This is a genomic window from Acinetobacter sp. 766875 (genome assembly GCF_000582055.1).
GTDB classification, from domain to species: Bacteria; Pseudomonadota; Gammaproteobacteria; order Pseudomonadales; family Moraxellaceae; genus Acinetobacter; species Acinetobacter nosocomialis.
The window spans coordinates 431,623-447,788 of record NZ_JEXX01000001.1; the positions used below are offsets into that span (position 1 = coordinate 431,623).

The 16,166-nt window shown below is 38.1% G+C and carries 12 protein-coding genes, 6 tRNA genes and 1 pseudogene; 15 read left to right on the forward strand and 4 right to left on the reverse strand.

What is annotated here, in order from left to right; all coding sequences use genetic code 11:
* The first annotated feature begins 7 nt into the window (after positions 1–7).
* From purF to J576_RS01995, 5 genes are all read left to right on the forward strand, one after another.
* Positions 8–1,549: an amidophosphoribosyltransferase gene (gene purF / locus J576_RS01975; protein ID WP_002049153.1), complete on the forward strand. Its 1,542-nt coding sequence runs from the start codon at positions 8–10 to the stop codon at positions 1,547–1,549.
* A gap of 78 nt (positions 1,550–1,627) precedes the next feature.
* Positions 1,628–3,517, forward strand: a complete 1,890-nt coding sequence (locus tag J576_RS01980) for a M48 family metalloprotease (protein ID WP_002049148.1) — start codon at positions 1,628–1,630, stop codon at positions 3,515–3,517.
* A 100-nt stretch (positions 3,518–3,617) separates the two neighbouring features.
* Positions 3,618–4,271: a hypothetical protein gene (locus J576_RS01985; RefSeq protein WP_002049249.1), complete on the forward strand. Its 654-nt coding sequence runs from the start codon at positions 3,618–3,620 to the stop codon at positions 4,269–4,271.
* 11 nt (positions 4,272–4,282) lie between these two features.
* Positions 4,283–5,248 (forward strand): 2-hydroxyacid dehydrogenase, encoded by a 966-nt coding sequence (locus J576_RS01990; protein ID WP_002049072.1) that lies wholly within the window; start codon positions 4,283–4,285, stop codon positions 5,246–5,248.
* A 144-nt stretch (positions 5,249–5,392) separates the two neighbouring features.
* Positions 5,393–6,820, forward strand: a complete 1,428-nt coding sequence (locus tag J576_RS01995) for a M48 family metalloprotease (protein WP_081400907.1) — start codon at positions 5,393–5,395, stop codon at positions 6,818–6,820.
* 101 nt (positions 6,821–6,921) lie between these two features.
* On the opposite strand, the gene J576_RS02000 is transcribed toward J576_RS01995, so the two are convergent.
* Together J576_RS02000 and rpsU are read right to left on the reverse strand one after the other, a co-directional pair.
* Entirely contained in the window at positions 6,922–7,368 is a 447-nt protein-coding gene (locus tag J576_RS02000) for a GatB/YqeY domain-containing protein (RefSeq protein ID WP_002049105.1), read from the reverse strand.
* 26 nt (positions 7,369–7,394) lie between these two features.
* Complete coding sequence (gene rpsU / locus J576_RS02005) at positions 7,395–7,610, reverse strand: 30S ribosomal protein S21 (RefSeq protein ID WP_001136722.1); 216 nt, start codon at positions 7,608–7,610, stop codon at positions 7,395–7,397.
* 145 nt (positions 7,611–7,755) lie between these two features.
* On the opposite strand from rpsU, the gene tsaD reads away from it, so the two are divergent.
* Positions 7,756–8,766: a tRNA (adenosine(37)-N6)-threonylcarbamoyltransferase complex transferase subunit TsaD gene (gene tsaD / locus J576_RS02010; protein WP_002049277.1), complete on the forward strand. Its 1,011-nt coding sequence runs from the start codon at positions 7,756–7,758 to the stop codon at positions 8,764–8,766.
* 2 nt (positions 8,767–8,768) lie between these two features.
* Here tsaD and J576_RS02015 read toward each other — a convergent pair.
* A pseudogene (locus J576_RS02015) lies at positions 8,769–9,871 on the reverse strand (DUF6670 family protein).
* 101 nt (positions 9,872–9,972) lie between these two features.
* A complete protein-coding gene (locus J576_RS02020) occupies positions 9,973–10,854 on the reverse strand; it encodes an ATP-binding protein (RefSeq protein WP_002049146.1) in 882 nt (293 codons plus the stop codon).
* Positions 10,855–11,032: 178 nt separating this feature from the next.
* Here J576_RS02020 and J576_RS02025 point away from each other — a divergent pair, with 178 nt between their 5' ends.
* The 9 genes from J576_RS02025 (at position 11,033) to J576_RS02065 (ending at position 16,111) form a co-directional block, all read left to right on the forward strand.
* Positions 11,033–12,541 carry a DUF3336 domain-containing protein gene (locus J576_RS02025; protein ID WP_002049303.1) on the forward strand — a complete coding sequence of 503 codons (1,509 nt, stop codon included), beginning with the start codon at positions 11,033–11,035 and terminating at the stop codon, positions 12,539–12,541.
* Positions 12,528–13,334, forward strand: a complete 807-nt coding sequence (locus tag J576_RS02030) for a protein kinase domain-containing protein (protein WP_025467747.1) — start codon at positions 12,528–12,530, stop codon at positions 13,332–13,334. The genes J576_RS02025 and J576_RS02030 overlap by 14 nt, the downstream gene beginning before the upstream one ends.
* A 102-nt stretch (positions 13,335–13,436) precedes the next feature.
* Positions 13,437–13,521, forward strand: a tRNA-Leu gene (locus J576_RS02035).
* Positions 13,522–13,574: 53 nt separating this feature from the next.
* Positions 13,575–13,648 (forward strand) — tRNA-Trp (locus tag J576_RS02040).
* Positions 13,649–13,675: 27 nt separating this feature from the next.
* Positions 13,676–13,760: transfer RNA gene (locus tag J576_RS02045), tRNA-Leu, on the forward strand.
* A 53-nt stretch (positions 13,761–13,813) separates the two neighbouring features.
* Positions 13,814–13,887: transfer RNA gene (locus tag J576_RS02050), tRNA-Trp, on the forward strand.
* 27 nt (positions 13,888–13,914) lie between these two features.
* Positions 13,915–13,999: transfer RNA gene (locus J576_RS02055), tRNA-Leu, on the forward strand.
* A 67-nt stretch (positions 14,000–14,066) separates the two neighbouring features.
* Positions 14,067–14,140 (forward strand) — tRNA-Trp (locus tag J576_RS02060).
* A 213-nt stretch (positions 14,141–14,353) separates the two neighbouring features.
* Positions 14,354–16,111 carry a ShlB/FhaC/HecB family hemolysin secretion/activation protein gene (locus tag J576_RS02065; protein WP_002049200.1) on the forward strand — a complete coding sequence of 586 codons (1,758 nt, stop codon included), beginning with the start codon at positions 14,354–14,356 and terminating at the stop codon, positions 16,109–16,111.
* The last annotated feature ends 55 nt before the right edge of the window (positions 16,112–16,166 follow it).

Sequence of the window (16,166 nt, forward strand, 5' to 3'; positions counted from 1 at the left end):
GGTTGCTATGTGTGGAGTTGTTGGTATAGCCGGTAAATCGCCAGTGAACCAAATGTTGTTTGATGCATTAACGATGTTGCAACATCGTGGGCAAGATGCAGCTGGAATAGTAACCTGCCATGAAGGCCGTCTTTTCCTTCGTAAGGATAACGGTATGGTGCGTGATGTTTTTCATACTCGTCATATGAGAGCATTACTTGGTAATTATGGTATTGGTCATGTGCGCTACCCAACTGCGGGTTCTGCTAGTAGTGCTGAAGCTCAACCATTTTATGTGAACTCACCTTACGGTATTACACTTGCGCATAATGGTAACTTGACCAATGCAGAAGAAATTCATGATGACCTGTTTAAAACAGATTTGCGTCACATGAACACTGATTCTGATTCAGAAGTTCTTTTAAACGTTTTTGCACATGAGTTGCAAAAGAAAGGAACGTTAAATCCTACAGCTGAAGATATTTTTCATACAGTTTCTCGTGTTCATGAGCGCTGCCAAGGTGCTTATGGCGTAGTTGCTATGATCACTGGTCATGGTTTGGTTGGTTTCCGCGATCCAAATGGTATTCGTCCACTGATTTATGGCTCGCGTGTGACTGAACAAGGCGAGATGGAATATATCATTGCATCTGAGTCTGTGGCGATTACTGCTCTTGGTTTTAAAATCGAACGTGATATCGCACCAGGTGAGGCAATTTTCATTGATGCTGAAGGTCAGTTATTCACTAAACAATGTGCGGCTAACCCAAAATATCGCCCATGTATTTTTGAATATGTTTATTTTGCTCGCCCAGATGCAATTATTGATGGTATTTCAGTTTATAAAGCCCGCTTAAAAATGGGTGAAAAATTAGCGCATAAGATTTTGCGTGACTGGGGTGAAGACCATGATATTGATGTGGTTATTCCAATTCCAGATACAAGCCGTACTTCTGCATTAGAACTTGCAAATATTCTTGGTGTGAAGTTCCGTGAAGGGTTTATGAAAAACCGTTATATCGGACGTACTTTCATTATGCCGGGTCAGCAACAGCGTAAAAAATCTGTACGTCAGAAATTAAACCCGGTTGAGTTGGAGTTTAAAGGCAAGAACGTTCTATTGGTTGATGACTCTATTGTACGTGGTACTACGTGTAATGAGATTATTCAAATGGCGCGTGACTCAGGTGCGAAAAAAGTATACTTTGCTTCAGCAGCACCAAAAGTGATGTATCCAAACGTATATGGTATCGATATGCCTGCTAAAACTGAGCTTATTGCTTCAGAACGTAGTGTAGAAGAAATCCAAGAAATTATTGGTGCTGATCGTTTAGTATTCCAAGATTTGGAAGACTTGAAGAACGCCGTACGTACAAGTAAGGTTCCTACATTAACTGAGTTTGATTGCTCTGTTTTTGATGGTATCTATGTAACTGGTGGAATTGATGCAGACTATCTGAATAATTTGGAACAGAAGCGTAATGATTCTGCGAAAAAGAAAAAAGATGGTTATATTGATGTCAATATTGATGCAGCGTCAGTAGATTTGACGGGTATTAAAGAAGAATAGAAATAGCCGAAAAAAGCGGGTGTTTCCCGCTTTTTTCTTTTATGATGAAACTTAACAATGTAATTGGGAATATTTACATTGAAAGAAGTATGCCACTATTTAATCGAAAATAAAAATATGGCATGGTCCATCACTATGTGTTTGGTCGCTGTGCTTTTGACTATTTTTATTTTAAATCTCATTTTAGGTTTACTTGTTCATTTTTTTGATTATAGCCAACCGATTTGGTGGCATGCTTTAAGTCCCTATTTTATTGCTCTTTTGCTTTTTATTATGGTTTGGTCGGTGGTGACCGAGCTTTACATTTTACGTAAAGGTGGTCATTCCCTTGCCAAACAGCTTAAAGCACGTCGTTTGGTAAAAGGCGAGAGTACACCAGAAGAACATGCGGCATTAAAAATTACAGAACATTTGGCGCAAACATTTTCTCTTAACGTTCCAACTCTCTATGTTTTGCCTGATGAAGTAGGTGTAAATGCATTAACTGCAGGTTTTCACTCAAATGATATTGTCATTATTTTGACTTGGGGAGCTTTACAGAATCTAGATGAACTAGAGCTGTATGGTTTACTGGGTCATGAATTTAACCAAATTTTATCTGGTGAGGCTGTAGAAAATACTAAATTAAAAATTTTATACAGCGGTTTAACGACCTTCAGTCAATGGGGCAGTAAGCTCGCAAAACAAGGTTTTAAGCGCTACAGTCCGGGTTATAAGCATAAGTTCGAGACTGTGTTTGTAGCTGTTGGTGGAGTGATTTGGTTAGCAGGAAGTTTAGGTGTTTTAATCACTCGCTTTATTAAATATTTAACATTAAGTGGCCGCACATTTCGCAATGACCAAAAAACTATGCGGTTGCTAAAAAATAGTACGAATACCCAAACATTATTACGTATTTATGTTCACCATTCAGGATCACAAATTCATAGTGCTTATTCTGAATCAATCGCGCATATGTGTTTTGCAAATTCACTTAGCCCTCAAAGCTGGATGAATATTCACCCGAGCATTCGTGAACGTATTTACGAACTTAATCCAACTTTACTGCAAGATTTACAATTAGAAAATTTAAAGAAACTTCGCAATAGGCCTTTATTTAGTCTTTTCCGTTCATTAGAAGAATCTGAGACGGAAATCTATATTCCGTGGTCATCACCACAACCGCTGCCATTATTGCGTCTTTCTCCAATTAGCTTTGCATTAAATGATGCGATCAAGCCTTTAAGTAGTGATATCCGACGTAATAAAAAACGCCCTGAACTTATTCAGCGTGCATTGCAAACAGCCACTGGTTCACGTGAGGTGATGGTTGCGATTTTAATGATTCGTCAATATCGAGAATTTATTCCGCAAGAAGCCCCTGTAAGCCATTCGATAGTCGATGCTTTGCTTAATCTGGATGGTCGTATTCATATTCAGATATTTCATGACGCATGTAAAAATATTGGCCATATGCCTGCAAGTATTGCGCGTCAATTTTTGACAAAACTAGCACTTATTATTCAGGAAGATGGAGAGATCGGACTGCTTGATGCGCTACTATTAGAGCGGGTCAAATATGAATTGAACTTGATGCCACTTCATTTGCCAACAGCATTTGAAGAAGTGAAACCTCAAATAGTTCGTTTAATTGATGCGTTACTTCATGTGCAGCAAATTAATAGTCCAAACCAGTTGGAAGTCCGTGAGCGTATTTTGCGTTCTTTACTTAACCCAGATGAAATGCATATTTATGATGAAATTTCGGATGAGCCTTTAGACTTGGCTGAAATTTTAAATGACATTGCTGGCCTTTTACTTCGTGACCGTCTAAGTATTTTGGCAATTGCTGAGATGTGTTTATGGAGTGACCGCATTATTACTCAAGATGAACTTGATGTGCTGGAGTTACTCTACTGGCGATTTGGTTTTGAGTCCGATGAAATTGTAGAGCAAATGCAGAAGAAAAATAGCGTTATGATTATTTAAGAGACATATGTGATTTCCACTAGCGATCATTAAAAGAAAACGCTGAAAAAAAGTCAGAAGCCCGTTAGAATGTGTGTAGATTAGAGGTACTGATTTAAACATGATTGGGCAGCAAAGAAATATACTGGCAACTTTAGGAATTGATATATGGATTCCTAGAACACAAGCGTGCCAAAAAAATAATGCCCATGCTGTATGGCGAGATCAGATTGTTGAATCTCATACACCAATTATCACACCTACAATAGATGTTCCTGCTTTTGGACAAAAGCCATCTAAGCCTTTGTTGCCTGAAGCACCTAAAGTTGTAGAGCAACCTTCAATAGCAATTAGAGATGTTCCGCAGTCTGAAAGGGTTATTGAAAAACCTGTGATTGCTGTTGAGCAAGAGGCGATTGCTCCATTCGAGTTGCAGGCTTATTGCCTTGAAAAGTGTGTAATCTTTGTTGATGTGACAACACTAGAAAAAGAAGAGAAACAACTTTGGACAAATATACAAAAGGCTAAAGTGGGTCACTATGCTGAATTAAAATGGCCTTTTCCCTTAGCGGCATATCAAGATCAACGCGGTGTGGGTTCATATATTCAGGGTTTCTTAGATGCTGTAGCTGCAGAAAAAAAGATTTTGTGTTTAGGTAAATGTGCGTATATTCAACATGCAAATCTTATTCATTTAGCTAGTTTAAAAGAAATGTTAGATAAGCCTCTCCTTAAGAAAAGATTGTGGCAACTTATGCAAGATAACAATGAGTAGTAGGGATATACATGAAAAAGGTTGTAGTTTTTAGTCAAATTGATGAAGAGATTTTGTCACGGTTGCAGCAGGATTATCATGTTGTCGTATTAAACCCTAAACTGGGTGATATCAATGAACAGATACGACAAGAAGTGGTAGATGCTGATGGAATGATTGGCGCGGGACGCTTACTTAATGAAAGTAACCTTGCTCCAGCACAAAAATTAAAAATTATTTCATCTGTGACTGTTGGTTATGATAATTATGATGTTGCTTATTTGAACCAAAAGAAAATCTGGTTATCAAACACACCTCATGTTTTGACAGAAACTACTGCTGATCTTGCCTTTACTCTATTGTTAAGCGCAGCTAGAAAAGTACCATTTTTAGACCACTGGACTAAACAAGGCGAATGGAAAAGAACAGTAGGGCCACAGCAGTTTGGTCTGGATGTTTTTGGGAAAACACTTGGTATTATTGGACTTGGTAATATTGGTGCTGCAATTGCGCGTCGTGGTTTTTATGGTTTTAACATGAATATTGTTTACCATAATCGACGCGAAAAGCCTGAATTGGCCGAGCCATTGAATGCTCGATATCTAGGTTTGGATGAGTTGCTACAACAGTCTGATTTTGTAGTCACAGCAGTTGATTTAAATGCAGAATCTAAAGCCTTAATGGGCAAAGCTCAATTTGAGCTGATGCAAAAGCACGCTATCTTTATCAATATTGCGCGCGGTTCAGTGGTTGATGAGCAGGCACTTATTGAAGCTTTACAGCAGGAAGTTATTTTTGCTGCTGGCTTAGATGTATATGAAAAAGAGCCTTTGCAAGATTCGGCACTTTTTAAATTACCAAATGTTGTTACTTTGCCTCATGTGGGGTCTGCTACAGCTGAAACACGCAAAAAAATGGCAAATTTAGCTTATAAAAACTTAGTAGAAGCATTGGAAGATAAAACACCAAGGTATTTGGTGAACCCTAATTTCGTATAAATATTGAATAACACTTCATTGCAAATATAGTCTATTTTCAATGTTATAGTGAAAGCCTGCTCATATGATGTAAGAAACTCAAGCATTATATGAATGGGCTTTTTTGTTAGTTTAATTTTTAATAGAGAAGAACTTTTGAAATTTTTGCCAGTTATTTTAAGTTTGGCTTTTATAACAAATGCCTCTTACGCTGATCCTTTTGACTCAAAACCAGCTTCTGGGCAGGTTGAAATTCCGAATATTGGTAGTGGAATAGGATTACTTGATCAACAAAAAGAAAAATTTATCGGTGAAAAAGTTTTCCGTGAAGTTCATAAACAAATGCCAGTCATACAGGATGTATGGTTAGAAGATCAGTTTTTTCAAGTTTTCTCTAATATCTTGGCTGAAACACAGCTTGGACAACCTATTGGGCTTGTGGTCATTAAAGACCCACAAATTAATGCCTTTGCTGTTCCTGGTGGTTTATTTGCATTAAATACAGGTCTTATTTCCTCGGCTCGAAATATTGATGAGATTGCTGGAGTGATGGCGCATGAGATTGCTCACGTTTCGCAAAGGCACTTTAGTCGTTCAGAAGAGGCTTTTAAAGGACAAACTCTTTTAAGCTTGGCTGGTTTGCTAGCAGGTGTGGCTTTGGCTGCTCAGGCAGGCGGGGATGCTGGAGCTGCAGTCATGTTGGGTACGCAAGCTGCACTTCTGGATAAACAGCTCACTTATAGTCGTAATCAAGAGCGTGAAGCTGACCGAATTGGAATGCAGTATATGTATGCTGCAGGTTATAACCCGCAAAGTATGGCAGATTATTTTGAAACGATGCACAGAGCAACAAGTCATGTAAGTTTCCTGCCGGATTTTTGGCTTACGCATCCCTTAACGACTGAACGTATGAGCGAGGCCCGTTTAAGAGCAAACCAGATGCCTAAAGTTAAAAGTCGAATATATGATGTCGATTTTGAAATTTTAAAATGGTACACCATGGTGGTTGCGGGAGAGGCGACTGAAAACCAATTGCAAAGTCTGGCATCGCAAAAAAATCTCGCAGGGTTACTGGCTTTATCTGCTTTTTATCTTAAACAAGGAGATTATGCCCAAGCTCAAACAACCTTAGATCAAGTAAAATCTAGTGGTAAGCCACTTGTTTCTTTAATTCAAACAGATATTTATTTGGGTCAGAATAAACTTGATCTGGCCTATAATTCGATCGCTCCCTTACAAATGACAATGCCTGAAAATAAAGCGTTTAGCTACAAATTGGCTGAGGTTTTATTGCGTCAAGGTAAATATGCTCAAGTGCAAACTTTGGTGCAGCGTTTTATTAATAAAAATGCTCGAGATATTCAAGGCTGGCAACTATTACAGCAAGCCGCTAATTTAGATAAACAGTCACCGTTAAGAGCGGTGAATGTGTTGCGATATCGTGCAGAAGCACAGTATTGGTCTGGTAGTGAAGAAAATGCAATTAAATCTATGCTACATGCACAAAGACTAGCGAAAGGCAATCAAGCCATGTCAGCTAAAATTGATGGTCGATTAAAGCAAATGCAAGATGAGCGACGAATGAAAATTTAGAGCTTGTAGTTTGAGCTTATGCTTTTCAAACACACAGATATGCTTAAACTGACAAGTAAATGAAAGCTTAGTCTAAGAGTATATAAAGAGAGAGGAGGGAATTAAGCTAATTTAGCTTTAATTTTTGCTGAAACTTGAGCAGGATCGGCACGCCCGGCTATGATCGGACGTAGAGAATTCATCACCTTACCCATATCTTTCATGCTAGTTGCTTCTTGAGCAGCAATCGTTTGCTCAATGATAGAATCAAGCTCTTCCTCAGTCATAGCTTCTGGTAGAAACTGGGAAATAATCTCAGCTTCGGCTTGTTCTTTACTAGCTAAATCATCACGACCAGCACCTTCAAAGGCTTTGATCGATTCTTTACGTTGTTTAATTTGCTTTTCAATGACCGCAAGAACCTGAGCGTCGTCAAGCTCTATGCGCTCATCAACTTCGATTTGCTTAATTGCTGCTTGTAGACTACGCAAAACCGTCACTGTTGCCATATCTTTGGCACGCATAGAAGTTTTTAATGCATCAGTAATTTGGTCTTTTAAAGTAGTCATAATTTCAGCAGTCAATCACAAATTAATTAGTAAAGGCGAGTAGTACGTACAGATTCGCGAGCCAATTTCTTTTGGTAGCGTTTAACTGCAGCAGCTTTTTTGCGCTTACGTTCTTGAGTTGGTTTTTCGTAGAATTCGCGCTTACGAACGTCAGCTAAAACACCAGCTTTTTCGCATGAACGTTTGAAACGACGGATAGCTACGTCAACTGGTTCGCCTTCTTTCAACTTAACTTGTGGCATGTAAAATCCTCTAGATTATGGATAAGATCAAGCACACCATTGCGCCGGATCACAAGTGAAGGTCAGTATTTTACTCATTTACAACTCATATCACAAGTCTATAATAGCGATTGCAATATTTTGACTCATATAAAAGGCAGTTTTGATGATTGTTTTAGGCTTGGAAACTTCTTGTGATGAAACAGGGTTGGCACTTTATGATAGCGAACTCGGCTTACGGGGACAGGTTCTTTATAGCCAGATAAAACTTCATGCTGAATATGGTGGTGTGGTTCCGGAGTTAGCTTCTCGTGACCATGTTCGTAAGCTTATTCCTTTAATGAATCAGCTGCTTGAACAAAGTGGTGTTAAGAAACAGGAAATTGATGCAGTCGCTTATACACGTGGCCCAGGTTTAATGGGAGCATTAATGACAGGCGCATTATTTGGAAGAACTTTAGCTTTTTCTTTAAATAAGCCTGCCATCGGTGTTCACCATATGGAAGGACATATGTTAGCTCCATTGCTCTCAAGCCAACCGCCTGAATTTCCATTTGTAGCATTACTTGTTTCAGGTGGACATACACAATTGATGGCGGCTCATGCGATTGGTCAATATGAGTTATTGGGTGAATCAATTGATGACGCAGCCGGTGAAGCTTTCGATAAAGTTGCAAAAATGATGAATCTGCCATATCCGGGTGGGCCAAATATCGCAAAACTGGCGCTATCTGGTGATCCTTTAGCATTTGAGTTTCCCCGTCCAATGCTTCATCAAGGTCTAGATTTTTCTTTTAGTGGCTTAAAAACGGCAGTTTCTGTTCAACTGAAAAAATTGAATGGCGAAAACCGTGATGCTGACATTGCTGCTTCATTCCAAGAAGCTATTGTAGACACCTTGGTAAAAAAATCGGTAAAAGCTTTAAAGCAAACTGGGCTTAAGCGTTTAGTGATTGCTGGTGGGGTGAGTGCAAATTTACGATTACGCGAACAGTTGGAAACTTCATTGGCTAAAATTAAGGCGCAAGTTTACTATGCTGAACCTGCTTTATGTACTGATAATGGGGCAATGATTGCATTTGCAGGTTACCAGCGTTTAAAAGCAGGTCAGCATGATGGTTTAGCTGTCACGACTACACCGCGTTGGCCAATGACAGAATTGTCTATTCCTAAATAAAATTATTCATCTGCAAAGGTTTGTTGGTTTTCAATATCTATATATTCGATATAACCACGACCTTGCACTTCATTGCCAAAATAATGGCCCTTAAATATATAACCACTTGCATAACCTTGCCCATGACCATAGCGGAATGGGCAGTCAATTTCTGCCTGAATGTTTAAAATAATTTGCTTTGCATCATTTCGAGCGATCCATGAAAAATATTTTGGAAGTTGCATTTTTTTGCCCATTGGAGAAATGAAGTCATCAACTTGGTGTGAAATAATATCAAAGCTAACGTCTGTATAAATTTCAGCTGGTCGATCAAGATGTCTAATGTGCAAGGTATAGGTTACTGTTTGCCCCACAATATCTGCTTTTGTTAGAAGAAGTTGAGTGTTTTCATTTAAATTGATGATTTGATAAGTGAAAAAATCAAGCGGTAGTTTATGGTTCTCAGGTATAAGTTGAGTTGTGAATGAGTGGGGACCAACTGCACGAGCATATTTGTAAGTGCAAAGCCCTTCGCTTTCAATGCGTTTTTCCTGATAGTTTAAAAAACCTTTAAACTTTGCCAACAAGCTAAAATGGTCATAGACTGGTGTTTTTATAAACCATGAAACGTGTGAAGTCACATCAATATCAAAGTTGAAATCTAGACCCTCATAACGCCCATTAATATGAATTTGAGGGAATTTTCCTTGAATTGAAATCTCCTGACCAAGTTCTATTAAACTTCCATCTTTATTAATTTTTGTCTCTTCGGGAATGATATAGGCTTTCAATAATGCTTGTTCAAGGGCGGCTGTACTTGAAAAGAAAGTCGCTGTTTTCTAGGGTTTCCAACGATAATATCATCATGATCAAATGCAAGTGCGCCAGGCGTACCGATTAAAATCATAATATTTAAATAGCGATGAGGTTCTGGCAAAAGTGGAAAAAAGATTCCGTAGTGGGTCCAGCTATAGTATTTTTCGTCAACACGTGGGCGAATGATATGAGATTGAGTAAAAGGAAGGGTTGAATATTTTTTTGCTTGATCTAAAAAGCCTTGTGCGAATAACAAACTTTTAGCAACAGTTTTGCTTACTAGAGAAATTTTTGGCAATTGTTTTTTCATATATAAACCTAAAGAAAACTATCTATATTTAGGTTATGGAAAACAATTGCCAAAGCTAAGCGGTTTATAGGCCAAAGCTAAGGCTTTGTGGGACATTTTATTTAACTGTTAGACAGTTCTTTTAAAGCGTTTAAACCGATCCAATGCTTAGAAAACTGATAAGCCGCACGACCAGAGCGCTGACCACGCATTTGACACCAACGTAAACTCTCAGCTCGAACTTCATCATTGAAAGGCATGTTCGCTTTATCTAGATAATGTTCTACGATTTCTAAATATAAATTTTGATCCATTGGGTAAAAAGATAACCACAAACCAAAACGGTCTGATAGAGAGATCTTTTCTTCAATCGCTTCTTGAGGATGTAGTTCGGTATATTGGGGCACATCTACTTTGGTTACAGGTGTGTTTTCGTGCATGAACTCAGGTAACAAGTGGCGACGGTTACTGGTCGCATAAATAATAAAATTTGTTGAACCTGACTGTAATGAACCATCCAATACACTTTTTAAACTACGATAATTTTCATCTTCAGCATTAAACGCTAAGTCATCACAGTAAACGATATACTTTTCAGGTCGGTTTTGAATAATTTTTTGAATTTTTGGTAAGTCTGCTAAATCATCACGTTCAATTTCAATTAAACGTAATCCTTGAGATGCATACTCTGTGAGTAAAGCACGAACAATAGAGGATTTACCTGTACCACGTGAGCCTGTTAACAGTACATCATTTGCGGGTAAGCCATTTAAAAACTGCAAAGTATTTTGAATAATTTTTTCTTTTTGACGTTCGATGCCTTTTAAGTCATCAAGATAAATATTCTTAGGCGTATAAATGGCTTTAAGTTGCTGGTTTTCCCATCTAAAAGCTGGTGCAGTGAAATCAGTTTCTTGCTTCGGTTCAGGTAAGACCTGCTGTAACTGATTTAATACAAGTGATAAGGTTTGAACTAAATTGTCGGGTAAATCAATGGTAGCCATGGTTAATCAATCATGTTAAACAGTAATTTACTAGGATACTAACACCGAAATTTGCAAGCTGACAAAAAAGATACTGGTAATGTAGTTTATCGGTTTTGCAATTGATTGAAATGTTCAGACCGCGCATAGTGTTGTCATGTCTATTCAGTAAAATCATCTGTGAAGATGAGGACGAAATATGTTTGAAAAAATACGAAGTGATATGAATCCACATCAGGCTTACCGTATCAAAAAATTACAACGTCAATTAGACATGGCTGAATCTTATGAAGAATGGAAGTCTTTTGCATTAAAACTGGATGAAGAAACAGGTGCACAAGAGTGGAAGTTTGATAATAGTTCGCCTTACTTCGATGCCGAGCTCATTTCTTATCGTTACACTTTACTGAAAAGATATCGTCAGCAACACCGTACTCTGGATTTGATTTATCTTTTAAAAGAAGGGCTAACCTACGATATTGCAAATATTGGCCATCCTATGTTATTTGCTGCCACACATGTAGGCACAAAAAAATTAATTGAAGATTATATTGAAGAAGTCAGTCAAAGCTTGGCTTATATTGCATCTAGTGAATGTATTACGTTTCAAAGAAAAGAAAAAATCGAGTTTTTTGAAAATTGTGAAAAAGCTTATGGTCAGCCTGCTCTTATGTTTTCGGGTGGTGCAACTTTAGGTCTTTTTCATACTGGTGTATGTAAAGCTCTAATTGAACAAGATTTAATGCCTAAGGTACTGTCAGGCTCAAGTGCGGGCGCTATTATGACTGGTATGTTGGGAATTTCTGCCAGTGAAGATATTCAAAATTTGTTAAATGGCGAGCAATTTTTTAGTGATGCGTTTCACTTTAGAAAACTTCGTGAACTTATAAAAGGGAATGGTGGTATTGCAGATGTCCACTATTTAAAAAAATTCCTCATTGAAAATTTGGGCGATCTTACTTTTGAAGAAGCATTCAAAAAATCAGGTTTGAATATTAATGTCGCTGTTGCGCCGTACGATGCAACAGAAAATCCTCGGATTATGAATGCAATTATGACACCCAATGTTTTAGTTTGGAGTGCTGTGTTGGCTTCTTGTGCTGTACCAGTTTTATTTCCGCCTGTGCGTTTAACCAGTAAGCGTTATGATGGTGAACATACGCCGTATATGGCAAACACTAAATGGGTAGATGGCAGTGTGCGTAGTGACTTTCCACAAGAAAGAATGGCAAGGCTTTATAATTTAAACTACACCATTGCTAGTCAAGTGAATCCGCATGTTGTGCCATTTATGCAAGATGATGCACACCGTTTCCGTAAGGATGTTTTAAGTTGGCCTGAACGTATTTTAAGACGCCAAGGTAAAGTGCTTTCGATGGGAATAATGGATTTTACCCGTCAAAGATTAGGAGCCATTTCTCCAGTAAGAAGATTGCTTGATCACGGATATGGTGTAGTAGGGCAGCGATATTATGGAGATGTTAATATTATTGCCAAATATAGCTTAAAACATTATGCCTATACGTTACAAAACCCTCGTCCACATTTATTTAAACGATTACAACGAGAAGGTGAGCGTGCGACTTGGCCGAAAATATCTTCTATAGAAACTCATGCGCGTATTGGTAAAACAATTCAGCATTGTTTAGAAGTTTTACGTTTTGAAGAAAAGAAACAACAGCCAGAGTCTTATTATGCTGAAGCATGATTTTGCTTCTCATATAGAACACTTAAAATGCGTAACAAAACCTAAAAGTTCAGCTTTAGGAAGGCATCTATGGACATGTTCTATAGATGCTCATTACTACTGGCTAAAATATCAAGTGCCGCATGTACATGCTCAAGGTGAGCAAGATTTTTTGCATGAATTGCAATTCTATGAAAATATTCAGCATAAAAAAGTGAATTGGCTTTTGCCATTTAAAATATTTGATGTCAGTACTATTTCCCAATTACATCAGTTTGAAGGGAAAGTATTAATTTTGCCAGACACCGATTGCTGGTTTGATGACTTAGATCAAAAGCAAAATTTAAAAGATATTCATGAGATGATCTATACAGCGCTTATGGCTTTAGCAGAACTTCATGAGCTAGGGTGGATTCATGGCGATATTAAAAAAGAACACTTTCGAAAGTTTGAGCAGGGGCTATATTTTATTGATTTTGAAAAAGCACGGCTTATAACTACTCCTGATTCAATCATTGATGCTACGCCAAGATATATGGCACCTGAACTGTTCCATGGAACTAGGAAGAATATACAAAGCGATTTATATGCTTTTGGAGTTGTTTTATATGAATGGCTAAGTCAAATACGTTTACAAGCAAACACTTATCATGACTGGGCTGTATTGCATTGCCAAAACTTAAACATTCAATTACCAGATTCATTTCAAATTTTTTACCCGTTACTGGTGGGGTTATTGCAAAAACAGCAGAAAAATCGATTTTCAAATGCATTTGAAGCAATCAATTGTTTAAATGCTCTCTCAAACTTATAAAAATCATTGATCTAGTATCTGTATACAATTTACACGGTCAGTTTTTTTTAGAAAAAAAACACTTGTCACTGTTAGATCTTATCGCTAATATACACAGCCATCGGGGGCGTGGCGAAATTGGTAGACGCACTGGATTTAGGTTCCAGCGCCGCAAGGTGTAAGAGTTCGAGTCTCTTCGCCCCCACCACTTTAAGTTAAGACTTAAAGTTGATTTAAATGTTAAATCATTTAAATCTTGGAAGAGGATTGGTGTAATGGTAGCATGACGGTCTCCAAAACCGTTCGTCAAGGTTCGAATCCTTGATCCTCTGCCACATTTATTTTAAATAAATGTCCCAGATGGGGGCGTGGCGAAATTGGTAGACGCACTGGATTTAGGTTCCAGCGCCGCAAGGTGTAAGAGTTCGAGTCTCTTCGCCCCCACCACTTTAAGTTAAGACTTAAAGTTGATTTAAATGTTAAATCATTTAAATCTTGGAAGAGGATTGGTGTAATGGTAGCATGACGGTCTCCAAAACCGTTCGTCAAGGTTCGAATCCTTGATCCTCTGCCACATTTATTTTAAATAAATGTCCCAGATGGGGGCGTGGCGAAATTGGTAGACGCACTGGATTTAGGTTCCAGCGCCGCAAGGTGTAAGAGTTCGAGTCTCTTCGCCCCCACCATTGAAAAAAGCAAGACGATGATCTTGCTTTTTTTATGATTAAATCCAAAGGGTTTAATTGCCCATATAGAGGATTGGTGTAATGGTAGCATGACGGTCTCCAAAACCGTTCGTCAAGGTTCGAATCCTTGATCCTCTGCCAAGATTCAAAAAAGCTCCTGTTGAGGGAGCTTTTTTTATGTCTAACTGATTTTTATAAATAAATTGTGATTTAAAACCAATATCTTATAAAAGTAAGATTTAAGAAAATAAGATTTATTTTACATACAGACAAATCTGTATAAAAAATGCTTCCACTTTGTTAAGGTTTTGTTAAAATAAAATTAAGTTGATATTAATCACGGTTTAATTTTATATGTTGAACTATAACAAATTTAATAAAAGTGTCTTATTCATCTGCTTATCACTAACGGGGGGCCTAAGTTTTGCTGCGGACTCGGATGATGCTATTCGTCAGAGAATTCAGGCTGACCAAACTATTCGACAACAGCAACGTGATAGTGCTTTAGAAAAACAAATACAACCAGATGTAAACGTCAATCTAGGGCAAGAACAAAATAAGATTTCAGCTCAGCAATTACAATATTTACGTTCTAACAGTGAAACCCCTTGTTTTGAAATTAAGAAAATACTTTTAGAAGGTGAAGAAGCCCATCAATTCATATCAGATTTTAATGTTATTACGACTGGCAAGAACAATATTATTGGAAGATGTTTAGGGGTAAATGGACTAAACCAAGCCCTTGATCTTGTACAAAATAAAATTATAGCAAATGGTTATGTAACCACACGAGTTTTACTTCCTCAACAAAATATTGCATCTGGTACGGTGCGTGTTCGTGTTATTTCCGGACGAGTGGATCAGATTAAGTTTGCTGAGGGTACTTCTAAACGTGCACATTTATGGAATGCTTTACCGATGAAGTCGGGTGAGCTGTTAAATATTCGTGATATGGAGCAAGGTTTAGAAAACTTTAAACGAGTACCTACGGTTGAGGCTGATTTTAAGATCCAACCAGCAGAACAAAAAAAAGAACCGGGCTATAGTGATGTGGTTTTAGCTTGGCAACAGGCTAAACCTTATCGCTTACACCTCGGAATTGATGATTCAGGGAGTGAGGCGACCGGAAAATATCAAGGCACAGCAACTTTATCGCTTGATCATGTGCTGACCTTAAATGATCTATTTTATATCAGCTATAACCATGATTTAGGAGGTGGAAACTCTGGTAAACATGGTACTGATGGTTTTTATGCAAGCTATACCATTCCATTTGATTACTGGTTATTTTCAACTAGTTATAGTCGCTCTAATTACCTGCAAACAGTTGCTGGAAGTAGTGAAACTTATCAATATAGCGGTAAAAGCGAACTCATTAATGCAGATTTATCTCGAGTGATTTATCGAGATGCACACCGTAAAACAGCTTTAGGTTTTGGTGGGTGGTACCGTGAATCACAAAACTATATTAATGATGTAGAAATTGAAGTACAGCGCCGTAAAACTGCAGGTTGGAAAGCCACTCTTGATCATGTTGAATATTTTTCTAATGCCACTTTAAACGGCAATGTGACTTACAAGCGTGGTACAGGCTGGTTGAATGCAATGAGAGCACCAGAAGAAGACTTTGGGGAAGCTTATACGCATGTCGGGATTCTACAAGCGAATGCCAGTTTACAAGTGCCTTTTAAAGTGGGTCAGCAAAATCTGCAATATCTAGCTGAATGGCGTACTCAACACAGCAATCAACCTTTAACGCCTCAAGACAGATTTTCAATTGGAAACCGTTATACCGTAAGAGGTTTTGATGGTGAGCAAACTTTATTGGCCGATAACGGTTTCTTAGTTCGCAATGAACTAAGTGGCTCAATTATGAATAGGCCACACTCTTGGTATGCAGGTATTGATTACGGAGAGGTTGGTGGAAAAACTGCACATTATCCGAATCCTTTACCAGGCACGAGTTTATTAGGTGCAGTTATTGGGTTACGTGGACAAATTGCTCCCTTGCGTTTGAATTATGACGCTTTTGTGGGTGCGCCTTTGAAAAAGCCAGATCACTTCGAAACAGATGATTACACGACTGGATTTAGCGTGAATTGGACCTATTAATTCAAGTTTAAAGGTCCAGAACTTAATCAACTTTATTAAAAAAAGATTTAGTGAG